The organism is Candidatus Pelagibacter sp., assembly GCF_052049855.1.
Taxonomy (GTDB): Bacteria; Pseudomonadota; Alphaproteobacteria; order Pelagibacterales; family Pelagibacteraceae; genus Pelagibacter.
Genome location: NZ_JBNGZE010000002.1, coordinates 1 through 24,505, shown reverse-complemented (window position 1 = coordinate 24,505; position 24,505 = coordinate 1). Strand labels below are relative to the sequence as shown.

Sequence of the window (24,505 nt, the reverse complement as noted above, 5' to 3'; positions counted from 1 at the left end):
TCTAAAAAATTGATATATAATTATGAGCAATAAAAAAAAGATATTAATTATTCAAAAAGTCCATGAAAAAGGTATGGAATTAATAAATAACCATCCCAATTTTGATGTTGAAGTAACTGATGATACTTCAATAGAAAATTTAAAATCAAAATTAAAAGATTGCGATGGTGCATCAATAAGAATTGCAAAGCTTCCTGGTGAAACCTTTGAAGAAGCAAAAAATTTAAAAATTATTTCAAGGCATGGTGTTGGTTACGACAATATCGATTTAAAAAAAGCTAAAGAAAAAGATATAAAAATAGCAATAACAGCTAATGCTAATGCTGTTACAGTTGCAGAACATGTAATGTTCGTTTTGTTAAATATTGCAAAAAGAAAAGGCTTATTTGACAAGACAGTAAGGGATGGAAATTTTAAAGACAGAAATAAATTACCAAAAACAATAGAAGTTTGGAAAAAAAATTTTTTGATAATGGGTTTTGGAAGAATAGGAAAAGCTTTAATCAAAAGATGTCTGGGCTTTGAAATGAATGTCTTTGTTTATGACCCATTTGTAGACAAAGATAAAATTGAAGAATTAGGAGGAAAAAAAATAGAAGATCTAGCTGAAGCAGTAAAAACTATGGATGTTATTTCACTCCATATGCCTTTAACGGACAAAACAGAAAATTTAATTAATTATGATTTACTAAAAACAATGAAGAAAACTTGCATTATTATTAATGCAGCAAGAGGTGGAATTATTCATGAAGAAGATCTCGATAAAGCGCTCAATGAAAATTTAATTTTTGGGGCTGGTATTGATGTTTTTAAAAAAGAACCACCTGATGACAATAATCCTCTTCTTAAAAATGAAAAAGTTTACTTAAGTCCACATACTGCAGCTTTTACTGATGAGTGTATGACAAGAATGGGAAAAGAAACAATTCAAAACATTATTGATTTTTTTGAAGAAAAATTAGAAAAGTCTAAAATTGTAAAATTATAAACACTACAGAGTAACAAACATACTTTAATAAACAGATTTTAATTTTTAAAGATCTGAATATTACTTTTATTTAAGGTCTCGGTTAAATACTTATAACCAATCTTTGCATATTCAAAAGGATTTGCTTTTGCTGGGTCTTGCTCTGCTTCAACAACCAGCCAACCTGAATAATTTTTTTCTTTTAACACATCAAATAAAGGTTTGTAATCAATACAGCCATCTCCAGGTACCGTAAAAGCACCCTCTAAAAATGCACCTCTAAAGCTTAAATCTTCTTTTAATGATTTATCTAAAACATTTTTTCTAATATCTTTGCAATGCATATGAATAACCCTATCACTAAAATTTTTTAATATTTCAAGAGAGTTACCTTGAGCAAAGAGCATATGACCAGTGTCTAAAGTAAGCTTTACACTATCATCAGTATTCTCTAGCAATTTTATAGTATCTTCCTCAGTTTCTATAACTGTTCCCATGTGATGATGGTAAGCAAGTGGCATGCCTTGATCTTGTAAATATTTACCCATTTCAGAAATTTTTTTATAGTAATTTTTAGACTCTTCTTCATCCATTTTTGGTCTAGTCGAAAGTTTTTTGTCTGGATCTCCTTGAATTGATCCAGCAACTTCTGCAAAAACAATGCAAGGTGCGTTACAATCTTTAAATAATTTCAATTGATCTTGTATAACTTTTTTTTCCTCTTCCACTGTATTTTTTCTTAAATTTGCACCATACCAACCAGAACAAAGGTTTAAGTTAAACTCATTTAATTTTGGAATTAATTCCTCTGACTTGTTTGGAAATTTTCCACCCGACTCTATACCTATAAATCCTGCCTGACTTGCTTCTAACAAACATTGTTCCAAAGGTGTATCACCCCCTAGTTCTGGCATGTCATCATTACTCCATGCTATTGGTGCTATTCCTAATTTTACTGACATAAATATTTTTTTTGCTAAGATATATTCAATGTTTAAATCAAATAAAACTAAAAAATTAAGTTTAGGAATTGTTGGGGGTGGTCCTGGATCATGGATTGGTCATGTACATAGAATCTCATCTAGATTTGATAATCAATATGAAATAGTAGCAGGAGTTTTTTCAAGAAATGTAAAAATTTCTACTAAGTTTGGAAAGAGTATAGGGATTTCATCTGATAGATGTTACTCAAATTATAAAGATATGGCTAAGAAAGAAGCTAAGAGAAAAGATGGAATTAATGTAGTTGCTATAATGACACCACCATCAAGTCATCAAATTATTGCTGAAAAATTTATTTCAAAAAACATAAATATAATTTCTGATAAACCTTTTGCAGGAAATTTAGATCAAGCAAAAAAACTTTTCAAATCAATTAAAAAAAATAAAAAAATAAAATATGCGCTAACTCATAATTATTCTGCTTATCCAATGGTGAGAGAAGCAAAAAAATTAGTTGAAAAGGGTAAAATTGGTAAAGTTGAATATATTAATGTTGAATATATTCAAGATTGGTCCGGTGGAACAAAAATTAATTCAAAAAATGCAAAAAGAAAACTTAAATGGAAAATTGATAATAAAATAGTTGGAACATCTGCTGTTTTAAATGAAATTGGAACTCATGCGTACCATCTAGCCTCTTATATTTCAGGTTTGAAAGGGCAAACAGTTTTTGCAGATATAAAACAAATATCAAAAAAAATTAAAATGGATGATAATGCACAGGTTATGATCAATTTTAACAATGGCGCAAAAGGAATGTTTTGGACAAGTGTAATGGCCAAAGGTGGTGTTTATGGTTTAAGAATTAGAGTATTTGGTTCTAAAGGTAGTTTAGAATGGGTTCAAAATGATCCAAATTATCTTAAATTAAATCCTGAAAAAGGTGCTGTAAAATTATTAGAAAGAGGATTTCATAATTCAGAATTTTCAAAGCAATTCTCTAGAATAAAATTTGGTCATCCAGAGGGTTACCTTGATGCGTTTGCAAATATTTATAAAGAGTTTGCAGACTCCTTGAAAAACAAAACTAAAAAAAGATACTTTTATCCAAATGAAGATGAGGGTTTAGAGACAGCAAAATTTATTAGTGCATGTAAGGTTTCATCAAAAAGTAAAAAATGGGTAAAAATCAAATAAACGTAGCATTATTTGGTCTAGGTAGAATAGGTCAAATGCATGCTGAAAACTTAACTAACCATAAAAGTTTTTATTTAAAATATACTTTTGATATCAATAAAAAGTTAGCCAAAAAATTTTCAAAAAAATTTGATACAATTAATATTAATAATACTGGTAAGGCTTTTAGAGACAAAAATATAGATTTAATATTTATTACATCTAGTACCTCTACTCATATAAAATTTTTAAAAGAGGCTGTAAAATTCAAAAAAATAGTCTTTTGCGAAAAACCTTTAGATTTAAATATTGATAAAGTTAATAAATGTTTAAGAGAAATTAAAAAGTACAAACCTAAAATTCAATTAGGTTTTAATAGAAGATATGATCCCGGACATAATTCAATTAAACAAGAACTAAGTCGAGGAAAGATTGGAAAACTTGAAAAAATAATTATTACTAGCAGAGATCCTGCGCCACCCTCATTAAATTATTTAAAAGTATCGGGAGGTATATTTAAAGACATGATGATTCATGATTTTGATTTACTTAGATTTTACTTAGAAAAAGATGAGATAGAAAATATTTTTACTACAGCTAGTAACATTTCAGATAAAAAATTTGATAAAATTAAAGATTATGAATTAGCCTCATGTCTTTTAAAATCAAAAAAAGGTGTACAGTGTATAATTACAAATTCAAGACACTGTAGTTTTGGATATGATCAAAGAGTTGAATTATTTGGATCAAAAGGAATGTTAATATCTGGAAATAAAAGTGAAAATGAAACAGAAATCTTTACAAAAAATAATACATCACAGAGAAAACCACTTTTAAATTTTTTTATAGATAGATATGTTGATGCCTACAGACTTCAACTTGACGAATTAGCTCTTTATTCAAGAACAAAAAAATCACCAATATCAAGTTTTGAAGATGGAAGAAGAGCTTTAATTATAGCTAATGCCGCCTCAAGTTCATTAAAATTAAAAAAACAAATAAAAATTAAGTTTTAATTCTTATTGTTAATATTAGAGTATAATATAATGACTTATATTTATGAATATTCTTAAAGATAGTTTTGGGAGAAAATTTCCATACATTAGATTGTCAATCTCTGACGTATGCAACTTTAAATGTGGCTACTGTTTACCAAATGGTTATAAGATTGACAAAAGTGATAATAGAACTTTTATAAACATAGAAGAAATCGGAAGGCTTGCAAAAGCTTTGTCAGAACTTGGTGTTTCTAAGATAAGATTAACTGGTGGAGAACCTACAGTTAGAAAAGATTTTTTAGATATTGTTAAAATTATAAAAAAAAATTCAGGTATAAAAAAAACAGTTATAACAACTAATGGCTATCGATTAGATAAAATAGCAGAACAAATAAATGAAAGTGGCCTAGATGGAATTAATATTAGTATAGATAGTCTAAATCCTAAAATTTTTGAACAAATAACAGGTCATAATAGATTGCAAGAGATTCTCAGTGGGATTGAAAAGTTGCAAAAATTAAACTTTAAAAATATAAAAATTAACGCAGTGCTTCTCAAAGGAGTTAATGATACTGAAAAGGATTTTAAAGATTGGAGTAATTTTATTAAGAAAAATAAAATTGATTTTAGATATATAGAACTAATGCAAACAGGAGATAATATTGATTATTTTAAAAAATATCATGTATCAGCAAATAAATTTGTTAAATATTTAATTAAAAACAATTGGGTGATACAAACCTTTGGAAAAGACTCAGGCCCCGCAAAAAATTATATAAATCCTGAATATATAGGTAAATTTGGTGTAATAGCTCCCTACTCTAAAGATTTTTGTAAAAGTTGTAACAGATTAAGAATAACCGCCAAAGGGGATTTAAGATTATGTTTGTTTGGAAATACAGGAATAAACATTAGACATTTAATGCAAAAAGATAATCAAATAGATCAACTTAAAGATCTAATATTAAAACAACTTAATTACAAAAAAGAGTCTCATCATTTGGAACTAGGAGAAACGGGTTTGACTAAAAATTTATCAACTACTGGTGGATAATGTGAAAAACTTAAAAATTGTAAGCGATAAAGATTTAAAAGATTGGGCAAAAGAAATTTTTAAAAAAAATTCTTTTAAAATGATAGATGTTTCAGAAAAAAAAGAAACTTTTAGAAGAGCTTTAGCTTCTGGAAAAATTTATGTCGGTGGTGATGTTTTTGAACTAATAAAAAATAAAAAAATGCCAAAAGGTGATCCAATAACCTCAGCAGAGGTCTCTGCGGTTTTAGGTGTTAAAAAAACAAGTGAATTAATTCCACTTTGTCATCCTTTAAAAATTGACCATACTGCTACAAAAATTATCATGAATGAAGATGATAAATCTCTAGAAGTATTTTGTGTAGTCTCAACGTATGCAAAAACTGGAGTTGAAATGGAAGCAATCATGGGTGTTAATGCTGCTCTAATCACAATTTATGATTTGAGTAAAATAATTAATCCACACCTAAAGATAGATAATATAAAATTATTAATAAAAGAAGGTGGCAAAAATGGATTATGGAAAAACCCTGATGGTCTACCAAACTTTTTAAAAGATTTATTTTAAAAATATAATGAAAGTTAGAATTGAGTTGTTTGGAGCTGCAAGAGATTTTAGTGAACAACATTTGTTAGAACTAGATTTAGAGCAAAAATCAACCATAAAGGATATTCGAAAAAAAATAATTCAATATTTAGAGGAAAAATTTAATGGAAATGAAAAATATAAAAAAATTGTCAATTCTTCTGCTTTTTGTTCAGAGAAAAATAATATTGTTAGCGACAATTATAAAATAACAAATAACGAAAAAATTGGTATCATACCTCCTATAGGAGGGGGTTAATGCTTCATATAAAAATTGTTGATAGTAAAAATAAAAAACTTTCAATAAATGATGCTGAAAAATTTATATCATCTGTTGAATTTGGGGCATCAATATTTTTTACCGGTACTGTAAGAAATCTTAATAATAACAAAAGTGTAATTGGTATTACGTACGATAGTCATGATGAGCTTGTGATAAAAAGTTTTGAAGAAATATATAAAGAAGCCGATAAAAAACTTAATATTCAGGAAAAAGCTGTTTTTATAGAACATGTTAAAGGTTATTTAAATCTTGGAGAGATAAGTATTATAATTGCTGTTGCATGTAAACACAGAGATCAAGCATATGTATTATCTAGATATATTATAGAAGAAATTAAAAAAAGATCTCCTATATGGAAAAAAGAACACTACACAAATAATCAAAGCGATTGGTTAAAAGGAAATCCTATAGTTCATGAAAAAAATTAAATACTCAGATATCACACCAGAAAAAATTTATAAAAACAGAAGATCTTTTATTAAATCTATTGGATTAGGTGCTAGTTCTATTGCGATATCATCTATTCCATTTGCAAGTAAATCTCTAGCAAATGATAGAGATAAACTAACAAGCTATAAAGATATAACTACATATAATAATTATTATGAGTTTGGCACATCAAAAAGTGATCCTTATCGAAACTCGCAAATATTTAAGACTACACCATGGGATATTAGTATTGAAGGTGAAGTTGAAAAACCAATTAAACTATCGATGCAAGAAATTTCTGAAACGTTTATATCCGAGGAAAGAATTTACAGATTAAGGTGTGTAGAAGGTTGGTCAATGGTAATTCCTTGGATGGGTTTTTCTTTAAGCAAATTACTGTCAAAAGTTAATCCAACTAATAAAGCAAAATTTGTTGAATTTGAAAGTGTATATGATCCTGCGCAAATGAAAGGTCAAAGATACCCGGTTTTAAACTGGCCATACAATGAAGGTTTAAGAATTGATGAGGCAATGCATCCTCTAACAACTGTTGTGACTGGCTTGTACGGTAAAAAACTTCCAAATCAAAATGGGGCACCGTTAAGAATTTTTATTCCGTGGAAGTATGGTTTTAAAAGTGCAAAAGCAATTGTTAAAATAAAATTTGTTGAAAAAATGCCTACTTCTTCATGGATGTGGGCTTCACCAAGAGAATATGGATTTTACTCTAACGTAAATCCTAATGTTAATCATCCAAGATGGTCACAAGCAACTGAAAGAATAATAGGAGAGGGAGTCTGGAAACCTAGAGTAAAAACTTTAATGTTTAATGGTTATGGAGATGAGGTTGCGAGTTTATACACTGGTATGGATCTTAAAAAATATTTTTAATGCAAAAATATTTTAAACTTAGTGTAGTTATTTTAAGCGTAATCCCTTTTTTAATTATCTTATATAAAATTTTTTTAAACAAGTTAGGTCCTGAACCAGTTAAAGAAATCACACATTTTACAGGTGAGTGGACATTAATTTTTCTTTGCCTTACACTTTCTATGACCCCACTTAAAAGACTTACAAATTTATCTGCATGGGTAAGTTTCAGAAGAACATTGGGATTATTTGTTTTTTTTTATGCAACACTTCATTTGTTAACTTATGTTGGATTAGATTATAGATTTGATTGGCAACCAATATTAGATGATGTTGTTAAAAAAAAATATATATTCATTGGTTTTACTGCTTGGCTGTTATTAATTCCTCTGGTGATTACATCATCAAAAAAAATGGTAAAGTTGCTTAAAAATAACTGGAAAAAATTACATAGATTAGTTTATATAATAGCCATTTTTGGATCTCTTCATTATATATGGTTATCAAAAACAATTTTTTTTAAGCCTTTAATATACTTTATAATAATAATAGTGTTATTGGCGTTTAGAATAAAAATAAAAAAAAGAAATGTTAATTATGGATGAAAGCCTCAAAAAAGATATTCAATCAGCTACTCTTGACAGACTTATTAAACATTTAGATGGAAGAAAAGATGTACAGAATATTGACCTCATGAATTTAGCTGGTTTTTGTAGAAACTGTTTATCTAGATGGTATAGAGAAGAAGCAGAAAAAAAAGGTGTGAAAATATCAGATCCTGATGCAAGGGAGCATGTATATGGAATGCCTTATTCTGAATGGAAAGAGAAATATCAAAAATAATTATTTTTCTTTTAATCTAGGGAACAATTCAACAAAATTACAAGGTTTGTGATTGACATCCAATTGATGTTTTAAAATTCCGTCCCATGCATCAGTCACACCTCCTGATGAACCAGGTAATGCAAATATATATTTGCCATTTGATAATGCAGCACACGCTCTAGACTGTATAGAAGAAGTTCCAACTGTTTTTAGACTTATTGTTCTAAAAACCTCTCCAAATCCAGGTATATGTTTATCTGCAATTTCATTTATTGCTTCTGGAGTAATATCTCTACCAGTTAGACCTGTTCCTCCAGTAGTGATTATGACATCTATATCTTTTTGATTTGTCCATTCTTTTAAAATTTTAACAATATCCTCTTTATTATCTTTACAAATTTTTCTATCGATCAATTTATGATTAGCCTCTTTAATTTTTTCAACCAAGATTGTACCTGATTTATCATTATCAAAAGTTCTTGTATCTGTTACAGTTAATAAAGCTATATTTACATCCATAATTTATAAATGATTATATTATCAATTTTTTTCTTTGTAACGGCATTAATATACTCAAGTGTTGGTTTTGGTGGAGGCTCAACATATCTTGCAATACTTTTAATTTGGGGTGTACCTTATACAATATTTCCCATTATAGCTCTTGTATGTAATATTATTGTTGTATCTGGTAATTCTATCAATTTTATAAGATCTAAAAATATAAACTTTGATTTACTTTTTCCTTATTTAATTGGTTCTGTTCCTTTTGCATTTGTTGGAGGATCAATAAAAATAGAAAAAAATTTATTTGAGATTTTATTATTTTGTGTTTTGTTAGTTGCAGGTATTTTTTTACTAATTCAGAGTAAATCTTTTAATAAAGAAAAAATTAAAATTAACCAAATACCAAAATTAATATCAATTTCTATTGGATCGATAATTGGCTTTATGTCGGGTATAGTAGGAATTGGTGGAGGAATTTTTTTAAGCCCTCTTCTTTTTTTAATGAAAGCTGGATACCCTAGACATATTACCAGTAGTGCATCTTTATTTATATTAATCAATTCTATCTTTGGAATAGCAGGACAGCTAACAAAAGATCAGATTTTAGATCAGGTTATCATTTATTGGCCATTGTTTTTATCGGTGCTTATTGGAGGACAAATTGGTAGCGTATTAAACATTAAATTTCTACCAAACAAAATATTAGCTCTACTAACCTCTTTTCTTGTAATTTTTGTCGCAATAAGAATAGGAATTAAAGTTGTAGCTTAATGTTGAATAAATTTGCTTTTAAGATATTTAGAGAATTGTGAAAAATATTAAGCCTTTTGGTCCATCTATAGGAAAAACAAAAATTTCTAAGAAATTTTTAGATATCTTAAATAAAGAAATTGACAATAAAGATTTAACAAAAAAAAACGATTATAGCTCCAAACTGGCTAGTCAAATAAAAAAAGAAGTTAAAATTTCAAATAATTTTATAAAAAAAAATTTAGAAGGAGAAATAAAAAAAAATATCAAAGATTTTCTTAAAAATGAAAAAATTAAAAAAGTTAAAGATATAAAAATATTAAATTTATGGGTAGTTAGCCAATTTAAAGATGAATATAATCCTATTCATTATCATGATGGAGATTTATCTGGTGTAGGATATTTAAAAATTCCAAAAGATATGACTAAAAATAAACTTTTAAAAAATAAAAAAGATCAGACAAATGGCACAATTGATTTTATAAATGGACAAAGAGGTTTTTTAAGCAGAAGCATTTTCAATATTGTACCTAAAGAACGAGACTTAATAATTTTTCCAAACTACTTAATGCATACTGCATATCCTTTTAATATAAATTCTGAAAGAAGATCTTTTTCTTTTAATGCTAAAATCATTTTTAAAAAATAATGATTAACAAAGATTTTTTTAAAAAAATAAGAATATTAGATGGAGGAATGGGTCAAGAATTACTTGCAAGAGGGATGAAGCCAAATTCAACACTATGGAGTGCTAATGCTATATTGGATGCAAATTATCATCAACTTGTTTTAGATACCCATATTGATTTCATAAAAGCAGGGGCAGAAGTTATTGTCACTACAACTTTTGCAACACGGCAAAAACGTTTAAAAGAGAATAACCTTTTAGATAAATTTGAGTATTTAAATCAAAAAGCTGGTGAAATTGCCCAAGCTGCAAAACTAAAATTTCCTAATACTTATATTGCTGGTGGTATACCCCCTCAAAATTTAACATATGAAGCAGATAATAGAGATGAAATTGAAATTATTGAAAACTTTCATAGTCAAGCAAAGACGTTAAATCCTTATGTTGATTTTTTTTACTTTGATGTTTGGAGTAGTATTAAAGAGGTTAAATGTGGGATTGATGCAGTGAAAGAATTTAAAAAACCTTATTTAGTTGGATTACATATATCTGAAGGAACAACTCTACCAAGTGGGGAAAAAATCAAAGATATAAAAAATATAATTGACGAAAATAATCTTGGAGTGATGTTGTCATGTGTTTCTCCTGAAAATTTTGAGAAAAATTTAGAGGAATTAAGAAGTTTAAACATACCTTTTGGTTTTAAATTGAATGGCTTTGTTACTACTAAACTAAAGGAAAGTTATACATCTGTTTTTAAAGGTAAAAAATCTAATCCAAATGAAATTTTAGGAAAAAGACAAGATTTAACACCCATTAAAATTCAAGAAATTGTTCAAAAATTTAAAGAAACTGGGGCAACTATTCTTGGAGGATGTTGTGAAACAAGTCCTTCACACATAAAAGCAATCGCAAACCTTAAGTAACATTTTTATAATCTGCTTTTCTTGCTAAATATATTCCAATAAATACTGCAATTAGGGCAACAATAATTTTTGAAGTAATTATCTCATTTAAAAATATATAACCTAAAATAATTCCAAATATTGGAATAATGTATGAAACTTGTGAATGAAAAATTAATCCATTTGTTTTTAAAATTCTAAATCTTAATAACCATGCTATTCCAGTTGGAAAAATTCCTAAATATATTACAGATATAATTGAGTCTGTTGAAGGATTTAACATCCAAGGTTTTTCAAAAATTAAGGTAAACGGAAAAAGTATAATTGTTGACCAAATTAAAATAGAAACTGTAACATTTTCATTTTCCTTATTACTGATTTTTAAGGTTATTACTCCCCCAATTACATAACAAGTGGATCCAAGCAAAATTAAAAGTGCAGCTATAAAGTTATTTTTATTAATTAAAAAATTATCTGAAAATAAGAATACTATTCCTGAAAAACCTATCAATAAACCTATTGTTTTTAATAAATTAAATTTTTCTCCCTTTAAAAAAAAGTGAGCTAAAACTGTTGAGCTCAAAGGTGTTGTGGACATTAAAATAGCTGCTAAGTTACTTTGTACATAATTTACTCCATATGATATTAGCATGAAAGGTATAGCTAAATTAATTAATCCTATAATTGCAAACCACTTCCAATCTTTTGAAAATGCTTCGATTTTAATATTTTTATAAAAGCATAATATTAAAACAGGCATAGCACCTAAAAAAGATCTTAAGAAACCTATGGTAATAGGTCCAAAAGAATATGTGGCAATTTTAATATTAAAAAAAGCTGAGGCCCATATAAGAGATAATAAAGTCAACAACAAATAATCAATTAATTTAGGTTTTCTCATTGAGTTATCTCTTGTGTTATACCTGATGTTAATGATTTTAAACTTTCAAAATCTATTTTAAAAACTGCATTTGGATGCCCAGCTGCTGCAAATATAGAGTCAAAATTTTTTAAATTTTCATCAATAAATATTTTTATTTTTATCAAATGACCTGTTGGAGAAACGCCCCCGATTGTATAACCTGTAATTTTTTTAACATCTTCAGGATTAGCCATAGAAACGTCTTTTTCATTTAAGATTTTTTTTAACTTATTCAAAGAACATCTTTTGTCTCCTGAAACTAAACAAAGAATAAATTCTTCTCCTGCTTTGAAAAGTAAGCTTTTTACAATTGCTCCAACTTTACAACCTAAAGCTGTAGCAGCATCTTGTGCTGTCCTTGCTGTTTGCTCTAAAACTATAACTCTCAGATTAGGATTAAATTCTTTAATTGCTTTTTCTGCTCTTTTAACCGGCTCTTTAAATAGTATTGAATTCATTGTTTTAATATCTTTAAAAAATTCAGTGACTAATTACACTACTTATGTGAAAATTGCATAGGTGTTATTTATTAAATAAGCAATATTTTCCATTATTTTTTTGGTAATTAGGCCAAACAAAATTACATAGGAGACAAAATGAGTGCAGCTAAAGTTTTAAAATATATCAAAGAAAAGGATGCAGAATTTGTAGATTTAAGATTTACAGACCCAAGAGGTAAACTTCAGCATTTAACTATGGACTCAACGGTAGTTGATGAGGGAATGTTAAATGAAGGAGTATTTTTTGACGGTTCTTCTATTGCAGGTTGGAAAGCAATTAATGAATCTGACATGATTTTAAAGCCTGATACTTCAAGAATGTTTATGGATCCTTTTACGTCTCATAATACAGTAGTTTTGTTTTGTGATATTCTTGATGCGATAAAAAAAACACCATATGAGAGAGATCCTAGAGGTATAGCAAAAAAAGCAGAGGAATATTTAAAATCCTCTGGAATTGGAGATAAAGCATTTTTTGGTCCAGAGCCTGAATTTTTTGTATTTGATGATGTACGAATTAAAAATGATATGAATGAGTGCGGCTTTGCCCTAGACAGTAAAGAAGGTCCATATAATTCTGGGAAAGAATATGAAAATGGAAACATGGGTCATAGACCTGGTGTAAAAGGAGGATACTTCCCTGTACCGCCTGTTGATAGCGAACAGGATATGAGAAGTGAATATTTAAAAAACTTAAAAGAAGTAGGTATTAAAGTTGAAAAGCATCACCATGAAGTTGCACCAAGTCAACATGAGTTGGGAATGTATTTTGGAACTTTAGTTGATCAAGCTGATAATGTTCAGTTATACAAATATGTTGTTCAAATGGTAACTCATTCATTTGGAAAAACAGCAACGTTTATGCCTAAACCAGTTGCGGGTGATAATGGTTCTGGAATGCATACTCATCAATCAATATGGAAAGGTGATACACCAGTATTTTCTGGTGATGCTTATTCAGGTTTGTCGGAAACAGCTTTGCATTATATTGGTGGAATTTTAAAACATGCTAAAGCAATCAATGCATTTTCAAATGCTACGACAAATAGCTATAAAAGATTAATTCCTGGTTTTGAGGCTCCAGTATTACTAGCTTACTCAGCTAGAAATAGATCTGCATCATGTAGAATTCCTATTACCTTAAGTAAAAAAGGAGCAAGATGTGAAATTAGATTTCCTGATGCATCAGGTAACCCTTATTTAACTTTTGCAGCAATGTTAATGGCTGGAATTGATGGTATTAAAAATAAAATCCATCCAGGTGAATCATTTGACAAAGATTTATATGAATTACCACCAGAGGAAGTTAAATCTATTCCAACTGTATGCGGATCATTAAGGGAAGCAATGGAAAGTTTAGATAAAGACAGAGAATTTCTAACTCAAGGTGATGTCTTTACTGATGATCAAATTGATGCTTATATTGCTTTAAAGTTCGAGGAAATTCATAAATTTGAACATGCACCTCATCCTGTTGAGTTTGAGATGTATTACAGCTGCTAAAAACTTAGTTACTGTTTTGTTGTTGCAATTGTATTCTTGTTAATACCTTTTTTTACGACGTAATCTTGGGTACCGTTAGCACCAGTTTCAACTTCTTTTCGTAAATCCTTAAAGAAAGCTTTTTCTTTTAAAGAATCTTTTAGGTTCTTAACTAGATTTTTAAACTCAAATTTATTCATAACGAATCTATACATTAGATATGCATAAAATGCAATTCAGATATGCAAATGTTAGGATAATACAACCTATGATGTTTTAAAGGATTCTCCACAGCCACATCGCTCAGTTTCATTTGGATTATTAAATACAAATGACGAGGATAATTCCTCTTTTTTATAATCCATTTCAGTTCCTAGCAGATACATAATAGCAGCTGAATCAACGAATACTTTTACACCCTTATCTTCAATAACTTCATCATTAGGATTTAACTCTTTTGTATATTCCATTACATATGACATCCCTGCGCAACCACCAGATTTTACTGATACTCTAACACCAATAGAATCATTTTCAGCATTTGCCATTATCTCTTTTATTCTTGATGCTGCGTTATTACTTAATTTAATTATAGGGTTCATTACAAATTCAATTCCAATTTAGCTGCTTCCGACATCATCTCTTTATTCCATGGTGGATCCCAAACTAGCTCAAGATCAACATCCTCGATACCCTCTACCTGCATTGCGCCCTCTTTTACCTCTTTTGGTAAACTTTCTGCAACTGGACAATTTGGTGTTGTCAAAGTCATTTTAATAATTGCAAACTTCTCATCCTTTACTTTAATATCATAAATCAAACCCAATTCGTAGATATTTACAGGTAACTCTGGATCATAAATTTTTCTTATTTCTTCAATTATCTGATCTTTTTTAGACATAATTTAATTTTCTGTTTTTACCTCGTCAGTTTTTTCATCAAAAGCAGAAACCATTGTGTGCCAAGATAAGGTTGCACATTTAACTCTCATTGGATATTGTTTAACTCCAGATAAACACATCAGTTTAGTTTTTTCATCTTCACTCAAATACTCAGAATTTAATTCAGGATTTTCTTTAATCATGCCTAAAAAATCCTCAACTATTTCCTTAGCCTCATGTTCATTTTTTCCTTTGATCAAATCAGTCATTATAGAAGCTGAAGCCATTGAAATGGCACAACCACTCCCTTCGAAAGATGCATCTTCTACAATTTTTTGTCCATTTAATTTTAAATAAACATGAACATTATCACCACATAGAGGATTGTTCCCTTTAGCGTCTTTATTAAAACCTTCTGTCTTTCTAAGATTTCTAGGGTTCTTACCGTGTTCTAGTATAATTTCTTGATAAAGTTCTTTTAAATTCATTATAAATTAAATATTTTTTTACAATTGTTTATCGACTCATTTAGCTGATCTAAATCTTCTTTTGTATTATAAATACCAACTGATGCTCTAGCGCTTGCTGGAATATTTAGTTTGTCATGTAAAATTTGACAACAATGATGTCCTGCTCTTATCGCAACCCCGTCCTCATCCAAGATAGTTGCAATATCATGAGGATGAACTCCTTCTATAGTGAATGATAAAACCCCTCCTTTATTTTTTGGATTCCCAATAAGTTTAACTGAGTTATTTTTTTGTAATAGCTCTTGTCCATATTCAACTAGGTCTGCTTCGTGTTTCATAACATTTTCTATGCCAATGCTTTCTAAAAATTTTATTGATTGGTCGAAAGCAATTACTTGTGCTGTGGCCATAGTTCCTGCCTCGTATTTGTTTGGCAATTCACCATAAGAAATCCTATCTTTTTTAACTTCATTTATCATTCCTCCACCACCTTGGTATGGAGGTAATTGTTCTAACCATTTTTTCTTACCATAAAGAACTCCTAAACCTGTAGGTCCATACATTTTGTGACATGAAATTGCATAGAAATCACAATCTAAATCTTGCATATCTAATTTTAAATGTGGCGCCCCCTGACATCCATCAACTACAACAATTATTCCTTTTGAATGTGCAAGCTGGGTAATTTCTTTTACTGGTAAAATTGCACCTGTTACATTCGACAGATGAGTAATAGAAATTAATTTTGTTTTTGGAGTTATTTTTTTTTCTATTTCCTCAAGAGTGATTTCACCTTCTTCATTTATTTCAGCAAAATTAATTTTTATATTTTTGGATTTCCTCAAGAAATGCCATGGTACATAATTTGAATGATGTTCTAGTTCTGTAATTAATACTTCGTCACCTTCCTGTAAGTAGCTTTGACCCAATGTATTAGCAACTAAATTTAATGCTTCAGTAGCACCTTTTGTAAAGACAATTTCATTTTTATCTTTAGCGTTAATATATTTTTGAACAGATGTTCTTGTATTTTCATACAAATTAGTAGCAGCAACTGCGAGATAATGAACACTTCTACCAACATTTGAAAATTGTTTGGTATAAAATTCATTAATTCTATCCACAACTATCTTAGGTTTTTGAGATGAATTCGCACTATCTAGATAAACTAGATCATTATTTTGAATTTTTTCATCAAAAATTGGAAATTCTTTTTTTATCTGATCAATACTCATTCTTTAATTCCAATCATATTTTTTATTAAGTTTTTTATTTCTGAGTCAGTAATTTTTTCGACAACATCAAGCAGAAAACCATTGATTAACAGTTCTCTTGATTGCTGATAACTTAAACCTCTAGACATTAAATAAAATATAGAATCTTCATTTAAACTTCCTGAAGCTGAACCATGCGAACATTTAACGTCATCAGCATAAATTTCTAGTTCTGGCTTTGCATTGAATTCTGATTCTTTATTTAACAATATTGCTTTACTCAATTGATAACCATCAGTTTTCTGAGCATCCGAATTTACAAAAATTTTTCCTTGATATACTGCTTTAGAACTTTCATCTAAAACACTTTTAATTAATTGATAGCTTTTTGTATTTTCAGTTAAATGATTTATTATTGATCTGATTTCGTGATGTTTATCATTATTTAATGAAAAAATACCATTTACAAAAGCTGATGCGTAAACTCCATTTAAATTACAATTTATCTCACTTTTGAAAAAATTTGATCCAGAGGATAAAATAAATGTTTCAGAAATACTGTTCTTATCTTGATCAAGATTATTAAAAGAATACTTGATATTTTTATTTTCAAATTTATCTACTTTATAATTTTTTAAAACAGCATTTTCCTTTAACTCAAAGTTATAAAATATATTTAAAAAATTCTTCTCAGATGTATCATTAAACAAATCAATTAATCTTAATGAGCTATCTTTATCTAGTTCAAAATTAAGTCGTAAATTAATGTTTTTAGACCAAATTTTTGAATTTGTTGTATGGTAGATAATTAGAGGTTTTACTAGCTGATAACCTTTTTTTACTAATATTTTAAAACATTTATTAGTAAAAGCATTGTTCAAGTCAGATAATGAATTACTATTGTTAAATTCATTAATAGTTTCTGATTGATCAATTATTTCTATTTGATCTTTTTTTTCATATTCAAAATCAATTTTTTCAATTCTACCATTTATAAAAACTATTTTGTTATGCTCTAATCCATCTACAAATACAGATGTATCAACTTTATTAGTGGAAGTTTGGTCGTTATAAAAACTAAGTTCTCCAATATTATTTTTTATTATTTGGTTCAAATCTGAAAATTTCCAATCTTCCTCTTTTCTATTTGGAAAACCTTTGTTTATAAAATTGTCTAAACAAAATTTTTTTATTTCAATATCTTTTTGAGATAAACTTAAATTTTTTATACTATTATCAAAATCTTTTTGTAATTGTTCTTTCATTTAATTAAAATTTTCATATCCTTTTTTTTCTAATTCTAAAGCTAAATCTGGGCCACCAGATTTTACAATTTTTCCGTTCATCAAAACGTGAACAAAGTCAGGTTTTATGTAATCAAGTAATCTTTGGTAGTGTGTAATAATTAAAAATGAATTATTTTTATCTCTCAACGTATTAACTCCATCTGCAACAATCTTTAAAGCGTCAATATCTAAACCAGAGTCAGTCTCATCTAGGATTGATAGCTTTGGAGCTAACAACGACATTTGTAAAATTTCGTTTTTCTTTTTTTCTCCTCCAGAAAAACCAACATTTAGTTGTCTGTTTAGTTTTTCTTCATCAAATTTTAATTCTTTAGATTTTTTTTTAACTAATTTTAAAAATTCAATAGCATCCAACTCTTTCTCACCTCTCGCTTTTCTTACAGCATTCAAAGAAGTTTTTAAAAATATATTTGTATTTACGCCAGGAATTTCTAAAGGATATTGGAAAGCTAAAAATATACCTTTATGTGCTCTTTCCTCTGTTTCGAGTTCAAATAAATCTTTTTCTTCAAAAAGAACCTCCCCTGAAACTTCATAGCCTTTTTTTCCTGATAAAATGTTGGACAAAGTACTTTTTCCAGATCCATTAGGACCCATAATTGCATGAACCTCACCAGGATTTATATCTAAGGTTAGCCCATTTAAAATAGACTTATTATCAATCGTTGCATTTAAATTATTTATTTTGAGCATTAGCCTACACTTCCTTCCAAGCTGATACCTACAAGTTTTTGTGCTTCTACAGCAAATTCCATTGGCAGTTGTTGCAACACTTCTTTACAAAAACCGTTAACAATTAAGCCGACGGCTTCCTCTGGATTTAAACCTCTTTGTTGGCAATAATGTAACTGTTCTTCACTTATCTTGGACGTGGTTGCCTCGTGCGCAATATTGGACTCAGAATTTTTATTTTTTATATAAGGCACAGTGTGAGCTCCGCATTTGTTACCCATTAATAAAGAGTCACACTGAGTATAATTAGTTGAATTTTTTGCTTTTGATGAAATATCAACCAAACCTCTATAAGTCATATCTGAACTACCAGCTGATATTCCTTTCGAAATTATTTTACTTTTAGTATTTTTACCCAGATGGATCATTTTGGTGCCTGTATCAGCTTTTTGATGATTGTTAGTAATAGCTATTGAATAGAACTCGCCAACAGAATTATCTCCTTTAAGAATACAACTAGGATACTTCCAGGTAATTGCGGAACCTGTTTCAACTTGTGTCCAGGAAATTTTAGAATTTTTTCCTTTGCACAAACCTCTTTTTGTTACAAAATTATAAATTCCACCTTTTCCATCCTTATCGCCTGGATACCAATTTTGTACAGTTGAATATTTTATTTCCGCATTATCAAGTGCAATTAATTCAACATTAGCGGCATGTAACTGATTTTCATCTCTCATTGGAGCCGTACATCCTTCTAGGTAACTAACATAGCTTCCTTTGTCTGCAATAATTAAAGTTCTTTCAAATTGACCTGTATTTGAAGCATTAATTCTAAAATAAGTTGATAGTTCCATTGGACATCTAACACCTTCTGGGATGTAAACAAAAGAACCATCTGTAAAAACTGCTGAATTTAATGTTGCAAAAAAATGATCACTTGTTGGAATTACAGATCCTAAATATTTTTTGACTAATTCAGGGTGATTTTGAATTGCCTCTGATATAGGGCAAAATATTATTCCTTGTTTAGTTAATTCATCTTTAAAGGTAGTAGCTACAGAAACTGAATCAAATACAGCATCAACAGCTATTCCATTTAATCTCGCTTGCTCTTGTAAAGGAATTCCAAGTTTTTTATAAGTTTCTAAAAGTTTAGGATCCAGTTCATCTAAACTTTTTGGCTTATCTTTCATACTTTTAGGAGCAGAGTAATAATATAAATCTTGATAATCTACTTTTGGAAATTTAGGTTTCTGCCAATCTGGTTCTTTTAATACTTTAAATCTCTCAAAAGCTCTTAGTCTGAATTCAAGCATCCATGCAGGTTCTTTTTTTATATTTGAAATAAATTTAATAACATCTTCATTCAAACCTTTTGGAGCTTGAATATTTTCTATATCCGTTGAAAAACCATATTTATAGTCTTTTAAATTATTTATTTCTTTTTGTCTGTTGTCCATTCTAAACTCTTGTTTCTTTATTATTATTTAATAAATCTTTTAGACTTTTATTTTCAAAGAATGTATTTATGTGTATCTCTAATTCGTCCCATAAATTATGAGTAATGCACTTTGTAGCTTTGCCATTGCATCCTTTTTTAGATTCTTTTTTACATTGAACAGTTTTTACTTTCTCATCAACTGCATGAAAGATATTTGTTAATTTAATATCGTTTGGGTTTTTATTAAGAACATATCCTCCTTGAGTACCTCTAATGCTTTTAACAATTTCGTTTTTTTTTAATTTAGAAAAAATTTGTTCTAGATAATCTAAGGATATGCCTTGTCTCAATGATATATCTCTTAGTGATACTGGGTTGATGTTATTAAACCTAGCTAAATCCACTAATGCCATCACAGCATATCTACCTTTTGATGTAAGTTTCATTTTTACCCTTAAAATCTGGGTTTTTATACATACTTGACCAAAATGGTCAAGTTTAGAGTATAAAAAAAAACTAACATATTGTCGCTGACATATGATAAACGTACTTTTTTTTTGAGAATAATAATCAATATCGCTTATGGATAACAAAATTTTAGAAATATTTATACCTGGTCCTGCAGGAAGACTTGAGGCTAAATATTATAAAAGTAAAAAAAATACTTCTCCAATTGCATTAGTATTACAGCCCCATCCTCAATATGGAGGAACTATGAATAATAAAGTAGTGGTGGATACGTTTCATGCATTTATGGATAACGAATTTTCTGTTTGCAGAGTAAATTTCAGGGGTGTTGGCAAAAGTGATGGGGAATTTGATAATGGGCAAGGCGAACTTGCTGATGCAGCAGCAGCTTTAGATTGGTTGGAAAGAGAAAATTTTGATAATTCTCAATGTTGGGTATCTGGATTTTCATTTGGATCTTTGATTGCAATGCAATTATTAATGAGAAGACCAGAAATAAATAGATTTATAGCAATTTCACCTCAACCAAATGTTTATGATTTTTCTTTTTTATCTCCATGTCCAACTTCTGGTTTAGTTGCTTATGGTAAAAAAGATGAATTGGTACCAGTAGAGTATATTACTGAACTTGACAAAAGATTAAGTGCACAAAAAGGTATTAAAGTAGAATTTAATGCAATATCAGAGGCCAATCACTTTTTTTCAAAAACAAGTGACTCTTTAATTAAACATCTTGATAAATATATAAAAAAAGAAACAGCACTATATTAAAAATTTTCTACCAGTTTTCCACCCACTGTAAATTCTTTGCATCCAGTTGTTGTGTTAAAAGAAATTGGTAAATTCAAAAAAGACCTTATAGCTAGAAATCCAAATGCCTGTGACTCAATATAATCACCGTTTAAATTATAATTATCTATACTTTCCAAATTGATATAATTTTCATTTGATATGTAATTTTTTATACGATTAATTAAATTACTATTTTTACTACCACCACCGCAGAGTAAAAATATAATACTTTGTTCTTGACTAACATATTTTAATCCTTCTGCAATTAAATATGCTGTAAAGTCTGTTATAGTGGCACAACCATCTTCTAAAGATAAACCTCTTGCAAAAGATACATCAAAGTTTTTAATATCCAATGACTGGGAGTAAGAATTTATTTTAAAATTATCTATTGCTTGATTTAAAATTAATTGATCAACTTTCCCTGCTTTAGATAATTCACCATTTTTATCAAATTTTTTATTGGAATTATTTCTTACCCATTCATCAATTAAACAATTACCAGGGCCTATATCAAAAGCAGAAAGATTATTTTGAAAATTATCTGAATCATTAATAACTTTTGTAACATTTGCGATACCACCAATATTCAAGAAACCTATTGGAAATTTAATATTAAAATTTCTATTAATTTTTTTTGATAAAATATGATGAAAAATTGGAGTTAAAGGTGCACCTTGTCCATTATTTTGAATATCTGCTTGTCTAAAATCATATATGACTTTTTTTTTGACCATTTGAGATAACAATTTTCCATCTCCTAATTGATTGGTAATTTTCTCCTTTGGGTTATGAAAAATTGTTTGACCATGAAAACCTATCAAATCAATGGGTTCTCTGTATTTTTTTAATGATTGATTAACTGCATAAGCGTGAAAAAGAGTTAAATTACGCTCTAATTCTCTTAATTTTTCTGAATTTTGTAAAAGATCTTTCTTTGTTAAGACTAAATCTCTTAATCGAATTAACTGATCTTGAAGATTTTTATCATATTCATAATAATCATCTAAAATATTTGAAAATTCATCGTATCCATCTGAGCTAATTATAGATAAATCAATACCATCCATAGATGTTCCACTCATTAGTCCAATTGCAGTATATAATTTTTTTTTCATTGATATGCTTTTTAAAAAAAATTTGTATATTGTAACTATAAACTTATGAATAAATTTTTAAAAGAATTTAAAGATAGAGGTTTTTTCTATCAGTGTACAAGTGAAGATGAATTATCTAAACAATTAGATCAAGAAAAGATTAAAGGTTACATAGGTTTTGATTGTACAGCTGAAAGCTTACATGTGGGTAGCTTATTACAAATAATGTGTTTGCGACTACTACAAAAAAATGGACATCGACCAATAGTTTTACTTGGTGGAGGAACTACAAGAATTGGGGATCCATCTGGTAAAGACAAAACTAGAAAAATATTAAGCGAAGAAGAGATTGAGAAAAATATTAAAAATATAAAAAATATTTTAAAAAAATTTTTAGATAATAATGATCCAAATACAAAACCAATATTTGTAAATAATCATACTTGGCTTAAAGATTTAAATTATATTTCTTTTTTAAGAGATATAGGAAAACATTTCACGATAAATAGAATGTTAACATTTGATAGTGTAAAACTTAGATTGGATAGAGAGCAGTCGCTAAGCTACATGGAGTTTAATTACATGATCTTACAAGCATATGATTTTCTTAAATTAAACAAGACAGAAAATTGTGTGTTGCAAATGGGAGGTTCAGATCAATGGGGAAACATTGTTAATGGTGTTGAGCTTATTAAAAGATATTCTAATAATCAAACCTTTGGTTTAACAACACCCTTAATTACTTTAGCAACTGGTGCTAAAATGGGAAAAACTGAAAGTGGGGCTATTTGGTTGGATGAAAAATACTTATCAGCCTATGATTATTGGCAATTTTGGAGAAACGTAGACGATAGAGATGTAATTAAATTTTTAAAAATGTTTACTGAGATTGAAATTAAGGAAATAGAAAAAATAAAAGATAAAGATATAAATGAATTAAAAATACTACTTGCTAATAAAACTACAGAAATGTTGCATGGAAAGGAGGCAGCTAAAAATTCTGAGCAAGCAGCAAAAGAAGCTTTCTTTGGAAAAACTCTAGGTTCGAACTTACCTAAAGTTAATATTCAATCAAATAAAATAGAAAAAAAAATAAATATAGTAGACCTTGTTTTATTATCTAAACTAGAAAAATCGAAAAGCGAAATCAGAAGACTTATAAAAGGGAATGCGGTAAAAATTAATAACAATGTTATTTCAGATGAAAAATTCGAAATCAATAAAAATTTATTTAAAGATAACTATCTTAAACTTTCCCTTGGAAAAAAAAGGCATATTAAAATAGAATTAAATTAATTTTTTTTAATTTTCTCTAAAGTTCTAGTTATAAACCTAGGTGTTAAAGTTTTTATAGGATTTACAGTAGTTTCTAAATCTTTAGGAGGACCTTTAATTTTAAAACTAACTCCAAAAACACCATCACCTACTTTTTTTCCAATCAATAAATCTCCAAGTAAAGGTATTGAAGCAATAGATCTATTAATTGTTGTCGCTGGAACCAATGTTCCTCTTAAACTAATTAATTTATCCTCCTCAATGTATCCTTCCAATAAAATAGATATTGCTGGACCAATTGCATATAATTCTTGAATTTTCATTAGTTTATCTTGATTAGTAAAATTCATTTCAAAATCTGTAAATCTTATACCCTCTCCTGTGAGTAAATCTGCTATTCCTTGAAGGGATGCAAGCGCTAACAATTTTGCTAACGCTGGAATTTCCTTAACTTTAAAATTATCAATTACTAATTTAGAATTTGAAACTCCATCCTTTTTCAAAGAGTAAAAGTCCAAATATCCATCTCTATCATCTTTAAAACCTTTAATAAATTTATATCTATCTACTAATGGTTTTGCCTTAGATGAGAAAAGGGTCGTAATTTTTTCACCTCGATCATTTGTTCTAATTGTAAATTTAATATTTTGCGAATTATTATAAAGGGCCAAAATATCTGCTTCTTCTACTTTATTATCAATAATTTTTATCTTTCCATTTAAATCTTTAACAAAGTGTATTTCATCAAAATAAACTTCCTTGAAATTTAGGTCCATACTTAAGTTATTTTCAAAAAGATTGTTTTTTTTTTTATCATTAGCATCTAGTAAATTCGAAATTAAAGAATTTGCATTAAATGAGATACCATCAATTAAATAATTTTGGCCTTCTACTTTTTTTATATTGTAATTATTTTTTTTATTTTCTGTATCTAAATAATTAAAATTTGCTTGATCAATTTTTATTATTTGGTTAGAAGCATTAAGAGATAAATTCTTAATTTTAATGTTATTATTTTCTTCATTAATGATAAAACTATTTATATTAAGATTTTTATCATTTTTTATTTCTCCATTAATTTGAAG

The 24,505-nt window shown here is 28.3% G+C and carries 30 protein-coding genes and 1 pseudogene; 16 read left to right on the top strand and 15 right to left on the bottom strand.

The window, feature by feature from the left end; genetic code table 11:
• The first annotated feature begins 22 nt into the window (after nucleotides 1-22).
• Nucleotides 23-988, top strand: coding sequence for a hydroxyacid dehydrogenase (locus ACTT9X_RS02135; RefSeq protein WP_440934056.1), 966 nt, complete (start codon nucleotides 23-25; stop codon nucleotides 986-988).
• Nucleotides 989-1,026: 38 nt separating this feature from the next.
• On the opposite strand, the gene iolE is transcribed toward ACTT9X_RS02135, so the two are convergent.
• Complete coding sequence (gene iolE, locus ACTT9X_RS02130; RefSeq protein WP_440934055.1) at nucleotides 1,027-1,929, bottom strand: myo-inosose-2 dehydratase; 903 nt, start codon at nucleotides 1,927-1,929, stop codon at nucleotides 1,027-1,029.
• 28 nt (nucleotides 1,930-1,957) lie between these two features.
• Between iolE and ACTT9X_RS02125 the strand changes: the two genes are divergently transcribed.
• From ACTT9X_RS02125 to ACTT9X_RS02085, 9 genes are read left to right on the top strand one after another with little or no spacing between them, the layout of a single operon-like run.
• Nucleotides 1,958-3,106 (top strand): Gfo/Idh/MocA family protein, encoded by a 1,149-nt coding sequence (locus tag ACTT9X_RS02125; protein WP_440934054.1) that lies wholly within the window; start codon nucleotides 1,958-1,960, stop codon nucleotides 3,104-3,106.
• Nucleotides 3,088-4,101 carry an inositol 2-dehydrogenase gene (iolG, locus tag ACTT9X_RS02120; RefSeq protein ID WP_440934053.1) on the top strand — a complete coding sequence of 338 codons (1,014 nt, stop codon included), beginning with the start codon at nucleotides 3,088-3,090 and terminating at the stop codon, nucleotides 4,099-4,101. Before ACTT9X_RS02125 ends, iolG begins: the two co-directional genes overlap by 19 nt.
• A gap of 43 nt (nucleotides 4,102-4,144) precedes the next feature.
• Nucleotides 4,145-5,137 (top strand): GTP 3',8-cyclase MoaA, encoded by a 993-nt coding sequence (gene moaA, locus ACTT9X_RS02115; RefSeq protein ID WP_440934052.1) that lies wholly within the window; start codon nucleotides 4,145-4,147, stop codon nucleotides 5,135-5,137.
• 1 nt (nucleotide 5,138) lies between these two features.
• Nucleotides 5,139-5,684 carry a cyclic pyranopterin monophosphate synthase MoaC gene (moaC, locus tag ACTT9X_RS02110; RefSeq protein ID WP_440934051.1) on the top strand — a complete coding sequence of 182 codons (546 nt, stop codon included), beginning with the start codon at nucleotides 5,139-5,141 and terminating at the stop codon, nucleotides 5,682-5,684.
• Nucleotides 5,685-5,691: 7 nt separating this feature from the next.
• A complete protein-coding gene (locus ACTT9X_RS02105; protein ID WP_440934050.1) occupies nucleotides 5,692-5,961 on the top strand; it encodes a molybdopterin biosynthesis protein MoeD in 270 nt (89 codons plus the stop codon).
• Nucleotides 5,961-6,413: a molybdopterin synthase catalytic subunit gene (locus ACTT9X_RS02100; protein WP_440934049.1), complete on the top strand. Its 453-nt coding sequence runs from the start codon at nucleotides 5,961-5,963 to the stop codon at nucleotides 6,411-6,413. Before ACTT9X_RS02105 ends, ACTT9X_RS02100 begins: the two co-directional genes overlap by 1 nt.
• Nucleotides 6,400-7,305, top strand: a complete 906-nt coding sequence (gene msrP / locus ACTT9X_RS02095; RefSeq protein ID WP_440934048.1) for a protein-methionine-sulfoxide reductase catalytic subunit MsrP — start codon at nucleotides 6,400-6,402, stop codon at nucleotides 7,303-7,305. Before ACTT9X_RS02100 ends, msrP begins: the two co-directional genes overlap by 14 nt.
• The gene (locus tag ACTT9X_RS02090; protein ID WP_440934047.1) at nucleotides 7,305-7,889 is read left to right on the top strand and encodes a sulfite oxidase heme-binding subunit YedZ; all 585 of its coding nucleotides are present in this window, start codon (nucleotides 7,305-7,307) and stop codon (nucleotides 7,887-7,889) included. Before msrP ends, ACTT9X_RS02090 begins: the two co-directional genes overlap by 1 nt.
• Nucleotides 7,882-8,127, top strand: a complete 246-nt coding sequence (locus ACTT9X_RS02085) for a DUF1244 domain-containing protein (protein ID WP_440934046.1) — start codon at nucleotides 7,882-7,884, stop codon at nucleotides 8,125-8,127. Before ACTT9X_RS02090 ends, ACTT9X_RS02085 begins: the two co-directional genes overlap by 8 nt.
• Here ACTT9X_RS02085 and moaB read toward each other — a convergent pair whose 3' ends face one another.
• Nucleotides 8,128-8,628, bottom strand: coding sequence for a molybdenum cofactor biosynthesis protein B (gene moaB / locus ACTT9X_RS02080; RefSeq protein ID WP_440934045.1), 501 nt, complete (start codon nucleotides 8,626-8,628; stop codon nucleotides 8,128-8,130).
• 9 nt (nucleotides 8,629-8,637) lie between these two features.
• Here moaB and ACTT9X_RS02075 point away from each other — a divergent pair, with 9 nt between their 5' ends.
• From ACTT9X_RS02075 to ACTT9X_RS02065, 3 genes are read left to right on the top strand one after another with little or no spacing between them, the layout of a single operon-like run.
• Nucleotides 8,638-9,384: a sulfite exporter TauE/SafE family protein gene (locus tag ACTT9X_RS02075; RefSeq protein ID WP_440934044.1), complete on the top strand. Its 747-nt coding sequence runs from the start codon at nucleotides 8,638-8,640 to the stop codon at nucleotides 9,382-9,384.
• A gap of 37 nt (nucleotides 9,385-9,421) precedes the next feature.
• Nucleotides 9,422-10,012 carry a putative 2OG-Fe(II) oxygenase gene (locus ACTT9X_RS02070; RefSeq protein ID WP_440934043.1) on the top strand — a complete coding sequence of 197 codons (591 nt, stop codon included), beginning with the start codon at nucleotides 9,422-9,424 and terminating at the stop codon, nucleotides 10,010-10,012.
• Complete coding sequence (locus ACTT9X_RS02065; RefSeq protein WP_440934042.1) at nucleotides 10,012-10,917, top strand: homocysteine S-methyltransferase family protein; 906 nt, start codon at nucleotides 10,012-10,014, stop codon at nucleotides 10,915-10,917. Before ACTT9X_RS02070 ends, ACTT9X_RS02065 begins: the two co-directional genes overlap by 1 nt.
• On the opposite strand, the gene ACTT9X_RS02060 is transcribed toward ACTT9X_RS02065, so the two are convergent.
• Together ACTT9X_RS02060 and ACTT9X_RS02055 are read right to left on the bottom strand one after the other, a co-directional pair.
• Nucleotides 10,910-11,797 (bottom strand): DMT family transporter, encoded by an 888-nt coding sequence (locus ACTT9X_RS02060; RefSeq protein WP_440934041.1) that lies wholly within the window; start codon nucleotides 11,795-11,797, stop codon nucleotides 10,910-10,912. The two genes, ACTT9X_RS02065 and ACTT9X_RS02060, sit on opposite strands and share 8 nt — an antisense overlap.
• A complete protein-coding gene (locus ACTT9X_RS02055; protein WP_440934040.1) occupies nucleotides 11,794-12,276 on the bottom strand; it encodes a YbaK/EbsC family protein in 483 nt (160 codons plus the stop codon). The genes ACTT9X_RS02060 and ACTT9X_RS02055 overlap by 4 nt, the downstream gene beginning before the upstream one ends.
• A gap of 138 nt (nucleotides 12,277-12,414) precedes the next feature.
• On the opposite strand from ACTT9X_RS02055, the gene glnA reads away from it, so the two are divergent.
• The gene (gene glnA / locus ACTT9X_RS02050) at nucleotides 12,415-13,821 is read left to right on the top strand and encodes a type I glutamate--ammonia ligase (protein ID WP_440934039.1); all 1,407 of its coding nucleotides are present in this window, start codon (nucleotides 12,415-12,417) and stop codon (nucleotides 13,819-13,821) included.
• A gap of 8 nt (nucleotides 13,822-13,829) precedes the next feature.
• On the opposite strand, the gene ACTT9X_RS02045 is transcribed toward glnA, so the two are convergent.
• The 9 genes from ACTT9X_RS02045 to ACTT9X_RS02005 all read right to left on the bottom strand — a co-directional run bounded on the left by ACTT9X_RS02045 (nucleotide 13,830) and on the right by ACTT9X_RS02005 (nucleotide 20,234).
• The gene (locus tag ACTT9X_RS02045) at nucleotides 13,830-14,000 is read right to left on the bottom strand and encodes a hypothetical protein (RefSeq protein WP_440927473.1); all 171 of its coding nucleotides are present in this window, start codon (nucleotides 13,998-14,000) and stop codon (nucleotides 13,830-13,832) included.
• A gap of 66 nt (nucleotides 14,001-14,066) precedes the next feature.
• Nucleotides 14,067-14,402: a HesB/IscA family protein gene (locus ACTT9X_RS02040; protein ID WP_440934038.1), complete on the bottom strand. Its 336-nt coding sequence runs from the start codon at nucleotides 14,400-14,402 to the stop codon at nucleotides 14,067-14,069.
• Nucleotides 14,402-14,701 (bottom strand): SUF system Fe-S cluster assembly protein, encoded by a 300-nt coding sequence (locus tag ACTT9X_RS02035; protein ID WP_440934037.1) that lies wholly within the window; start codon nucleotides 14,699-14,701, stop codon nucleotides 14,402-14,404. Before ACTT9X_RS02035 ends, ACTT9X_RS02040 begins: the two co-directional genes overlap by 1 nt.
• Nucleotides 14,702-14,704: 3 nt before the next feature.
• Nucleotides 14,705-15,169, bottom strand: coding sequence for a Fe-S cluster assembly sulfur transfer protein SufU (sufU, locus tag ACTT9X_RS02030; RefSeq protein WP_440934036.1), 465 nt, complete (start codon nucleotides 15,167-15,169; stop codon nucleotides 14,705-14,707).
• Complete coding sequence (locus ACTT9X_RS02025; protein WP_440934035.1) at nucleotides 15,169-16,386, bottom strand: aminotransferase class V-fold PLP-dependent enzyme; 1,218 nt, start codon at nucleotides 16,384-16,386, stop codon at nucleotides 15,169-15,171. The genes sufU and ACTT9X_RS02025 overlap by 1 nt, the downstream gene beginning before the upstream one ends.
• The gene (locus ACTT9X_RS02020) at nucleotides 16,383-17,630 is read right to left on the bottom strand and encodes a SufB/SufD family protein (RefSeq protein WP_440934034.1); all 1,248 of its coding nucleotides are present in this window, start codon (nucleotides 17,628-17,630) and stop codon (nucleotides 16,383-16,385) included. Before ACTT9X_RS02020 ends, ACTT9X_RS02025 begins: the two co-directional genes overlap by 4 nt.
• Entirely contained in the window at nucleotides 17,631-18,365 is a 735-nt protein-coding gene (gene sufC / locus ACTT9X_RS02015; RefSeq protein WP_440934033.1) for a Fe-S cluster assembly ATPase SufC, read from the bottom strand.
• The gene (gene sufB / locus ACTT9X_RS02010) at nucleotides 18,365-19,807 is read right to left on the bottom strand and encodes a Fe-S cluster assembly protein SufB (protein WP_440934032.1); all 1,443 of its coding nucleotides are present in this window, start codon (nucleotides 19,805-19,807) and stop codon (nucleotides 18,365-18,367) included. The genes sufC and sufB overlap by 1 nt, the downstream gene beginning before the upstream one ends.
• Nucleotide 19,808: 1 nt before the next feature.
• Nucleotides 19,809-20,234: an Rrf2 family transcriptional regulator gene (locus ACTT9X_RS02005; RefSeq protein ID WP_440934031.1), complete on the bottom strand. Its 426-nt coding sequence runs from the start codon at nucleotides 20,232-20,234 to the stop codon at nucleotides 19,809-19,811.
• Between the two features lie 148 nt (nucleotides 20,235-20,382).
• Between ACTT9X_RS02005 and ACTT9X_RS02000 the strand changes: the two genes are divergently transcribed.
• A complete protein-coding gene (locus tag ACTT9X_RS02000; protein WP_440934639.1) occupies nucleotides 20,383-21,027 on the top strand; it encodes an alpha/beta hydrolase in 645 nt (214 codons plus the stop codon).
• On the opposite strand, the gene ACTT9X_RS01995 is transcribed toward ACTT9X_RS02000, so the two are convergent.
• Nucleotides 21,024-22,166: an anhydro-N-acetylmuramic acid kinase gene (locus ACTT9X_RS01995; RefSeq protein ID WP_440934030.1), complete on the bottom strand. Its 1,143-nt coding sequence runs from the start codon at nucleotides 22,164-22,166 to the stop codon at nucleotides 21,024-21,026. The two genes, ACTT9X_RS02000 and ACTT9X_RS01995, sit on opposite strands and share 4 nt — an antisense overlap.
• Nucleotides 22,167-22,211: 45 nt before the next feature.
• On the opposite strand from ACTT9X_RS01995, the gene tyrS reads away from it, so the two are divergent.
• Nucleotides 22,212-23,441, top strand: a complete 1,230-nt coding sequence (tyrS, locus tag ACTT9X_RS01990) for a tyrosine--tRNA ligase (RefSeq protein WP_440934029.1) — start codon at nucleotides 22,212-22,214, stop codon at nucleotides 23,439-23,441.
• On the opposite strand, the pseudogene ACTT9X_RS01985 reads toward tyrS, so the two are convergent.
• Nucleotides 23,438-24,505, bottom strand: a pseudogene (locus ACTT9X_RS01985) (hypothetical protein); the annotation flags it as partial. The gene tyrS and the pseudogene ACTT9X_RS01985 overlap by 4 nt on opposite strands.

Bases quoted from the DNA above. Each gene is read 5' to 3' on its own strand.
- ACTT9X_RS02045 (WP_440927473.1), bottom strand. From the start codon at position 14,000: ATGAATAAATTTGAGTTTAAAAATCTAGTTAAGAACCTAAAAGATTCT.
- iolG (WP_440934053.1), top strand. From the start codon at position 3,088: ATGGGTAAAAATCAAATAAACGTAGCATTATTTGGTCTAGGTAGAATA.
- ACTT9X_RS02085 (WP_440934046.1), top strand. From the start codon at position 7,882: ATGGATGAAAGCCTCAAAAAAGATATTCAATCAGCTACTCTTGACAGA.
- ACTT9X_RS02125 (WP_440934054.1), top strand. From the start codon at position 1,958: ATGTTTAAATCAAATAAAACTAAAAAATTAAGTTTAGGAATTGTTGGG.
- tyrS (WP_440934029.1), top strand. From the start codon at position 22,212: ATGAATAAATTTTTAAAAGAATTTAAAGATAGAGGTTTTTTCTATCAG.
- ACTT9X_RS02040 (WP_440934038.1), bottom strand. From the start codon at position 14,402: ATGAACCCTATAATTAAATTAAGTAATAACGCAGCATCAAGAATAAAA.
- sufB (WP_440934032.1), bottom strand. From the start codon at position 19,807: ATGGACAACAGACAAAAAGAAATAAATAATTTAAAAGACTATAAATAT.
- sufC (WP_440934033.1), bottom strand. From the start codon at position 18,365: ATGCTCAAAATAAATAATTTAAATGCAACGATTGATAATAAGTCTATT.
- ACTT9X_RS02025 (WP_440934035.1), bottom strand. From the start codon at position 16,386: ATGAGTATTGATCAGATAAAAAAAGAATTTCCAATTTTTGATGAAAAA.
- ACTT9X_RS02035 (WP_440934037.1), bottom strand. From the start codon at position 14,701: ATGTCTAAAAAAGATCAGATAATTGAAGAAATAAGAAAAATTTATGAT.
- ACTT9X_RS02055 (WP_440934040.1), bottom strand. From the start codon at position 12,276: ATGAATTCAATACTATTTAAAGAGCCGGTTAAAAGAGCAGAAAAAGCA.
- ACTT9X_RS02135 (WP_440934056.1), top strand. From the start codon at position 23: ATGAGCAATAAAAAAAAGATATTAATTATTCAAAAAGTCCATGAAAAA.
- ACTT9X_RS02075 (WP_440934044.1), top strand. From the start codon at position 8,638: ATGATTATATTATCAATTTTTTTCTTTGTAACGGCATTAATATACTCA.
- ACTT9X_RS02105 (WP_440934050.1), top strand. From the start codon at position 5,692: ATGAAAGTTAGAATTGAGTTGTTTGGAGCTGCAAGAGATTTTAGTGAA.
- ACTT9X_RS02065 (WP_440934042.1), top strand. From the start codon at position 10,012: ATGATTAACAAAGATTTTTTTAAAAAAATAAGAATATTAGATGGAGGA.
- sufU (WP_440934036.1), bottom strand. From the start codon at position 15,169: ATGAATTTAAAAGAACTTTATCAAGAAATTATACTAGAACACGGTAAG.
- ACTT9X_RS02060 (WP_440934041.1), bottom strand. From the start codon at position 11,797: ATGAGAAAACCTAAATTAATTGATTATTTGTTGTTGACTTTATTATCT.
- msrP (WP_440934048.1), top strand. From the start codon at position 6,400: ATGAAAAAAATTAAATACTCAGATATCACACCAGAAAAAATTTATAAA.
- moaA (WP_440934052.1), top strand. From the start codon at position 4,145: ATGAATATTCTTAAAGATAGTTTTGGGAGAAAATTTCCATACATTAGA.
- glnA (WP_440934039.1), top strand. From the start codon at position 12,415: ATGAGTGCAGCTAAAGTTTTAAAATATATCAAAGAAAAGGATGCAGAA.
- ACTT9X_RS02090 (WP_440934047.1), top strand. From the start codon at position 7,305: ATGCAAAAATATTTTAAACTTAGTGTAGTTATTTTAAGCGTAATCCCT.
- moaB (WP_440934045.1), bottom strand. From the start codon at position 8,628: ATGGATGTAAATATAGCTTTATTAACTGTAACAGATACAAGAACTTTT.
- ACTT9X_RS02100 (WP_440934049.1), top strand. From the start codon at position 5,961: ATGCTTCATATAAAAATTGTTGATAGTAAAAATAAAAAACTTTCAATA.
- ACTT9X_RS02005 (WP_440934031.1), bottom strand. From the start codon at position 20,234: ATGAAACTTACATCAAAAGGTAGATATGCTGTGATGGCATTAGTGGAT.
- ACTT9X_RS02020 (WP_440934034.1), bottom strand. From the start codon at position 17,630: ATGAAAGAACAATTACAAAAAGATTTTGATAATAGTATAAAAAATTTA.
- ACTT9X_RS01995 (WP_440934030.1), bottom strand. From the start codon at position 22,166: ATGAAAAAAAAATTATATACTGCAATTGGACTAATGAGTGGAACATCT.
- iolE (WP_440934055.1), bottom strand. From the start codon at position 1,929: ATGTCAGTAAAATTAGGAATAGCACCAATAGCATGGAGTAATGATGAC.